General features: G+C 25.1%; 2 protein-coding genes. Both read left to right on the top strand.

Features of this window, described 5'->3' with window-relative positions:
• On the top strand, window positions 1-686 hold a 686-nt coding region (locus tag WBG30_RS12030), incomplete at its 5' end, for a hypothetical protein (protein ID WP_424504903.1).
• 87 nt (window positions 687-773) lie between these two features.
• Window positions 774-1,614, top strand: an 841-nt coding sequence (locus tag WBG30_RS12035) for a DUF4062 domain-containing protein (protein ID WP_424504904.1), incomplete at its 3' end; no start/stop codon positions are given.

The raw sequence follows: 1,614 nt of genomic DNA on the forward strand, positions 1-1,614 counted from the left end.
AAACTGGAGTCTACACTTTTTTAAATAAATATTCTTTAAATATAAAAGATCATGATAAAGTTGATGTTAGAATTAAAGGTGATCAAATTTCTACTGGAATAGTTAAAAAAGTCGAAAAAAATTACAATTTAACAGAAAATAAAGATTCTATGTCTAATTATGAACCAATATTAGAAGTAAAAGAATTAAAACAAGAACCACCAAAATATTCTCAAGAAGTTTTAAGTTTGCTTACACCAATTTGTTTAGTTCGGTTGAAAAACTTACAATGGGATGATGAAGAACATAAAAAAATTATTAAATGGGGATCTACTATAAAGGAATTTAAATATGAATCTAGCTTAGGTATTTATACAGGAGATGAACTAGAAATAAAAATTCCAAATGGAGAAATTTTTATTGGTAGAATCGTTGGTTTTAACACTATAAAAAATAGCTCAACTAAATTAAAAAATATGAATTTTCTTAATGACTATAAAAAAATGATAACAGAAAATAAAAATAAAAATAAAAATATTAGTCCTGAAAAAATAAAATTTTTTAAAACTAAATGGTTTGTAATTTTTAGTTATATAGCATTCTGGCCATTAGGAATATTTTTAGGAATAAAATATGAAATTTTCAATAAAAAAATTCATATTGGGATGGGTATAGCAATTCTTCTTATGATGTTTTTAAGTAAATAAGATTTTTGTAACAAAGTAATTTGGGTTTTGAATAAGGGGTAGGAAAAGCAAATATTTGAATTAAAAGAAAAGGTAGGGGGAATCAAATTGGATAAAAAATATCAAGTTTTTATAAGTTCAACATATAAAGATCTTATTGAAGCAAGACAAAAAGTGTCAGATGAAATATTAAAATCATATAACCTTCCAATAGGGATGGAATTGTTTAGTGCAAGTAATAAATCTCAATGGGAAATAATAACTAAAATAATAGATAATACAGACTACTATGTTTTAATTTTGGGACATAGATATGGAAGCCTGAATGAAGATGGTATTGGATACACAGAAATGGAATATGATTATGCTAAATCACTAGGAATACCTATATTAAGTTTTGTAAGATCGGAAGATGTTTCGACCAAACCATCAGAAAGAGAAACTGATCCTGAACTTATAAAAAAATTAAATGCTTTTAGAAAAAAAGTAACAGCAGACAAGATGTGTGAATTTTGGAAAACAGAAGACGAGTTAAAATCAACAGTAATGGGAGCACTTTATAAAGAATTTTATACGAGTCCTAGAATCGGTTGGATTAGAGGTGACAAAATAAAAAATACCCAGAAATTAGAAGAAAAAAATTTAAAACTTTTAGAAAAAATTACAAAGTTAGAATTACAAGTAGAAAAGTCTAAAATGAAAGATAAAGATAAAAGAATATTAAAATCAGGATATTCATATAAAGAAATTAAAAAATTGTTAGAAACAAAAAAAATTACGGTTGAAGAAGGTAATCTTGAATTTAAAGAAGACAAAGAATTGTTATTAATAAATATCTTTTTAGCTTTTAAAGATCGTTTTGCTACTGGGATTTCAAATGCTTCTGGTATGACTAAGGAAAATAACTATGTTTATTTTAGACTTGCTCCACATTTTATAACGTTAGGGT

Source organism: Psychrilyobacter sp., from assembly GCF_049671765.1.
Lineage (GTDB): Bacteria > Fusobacteriota > Fusobacteriia > Fusobacteriales > Fusobacteriaceae > Psychrilyobacter.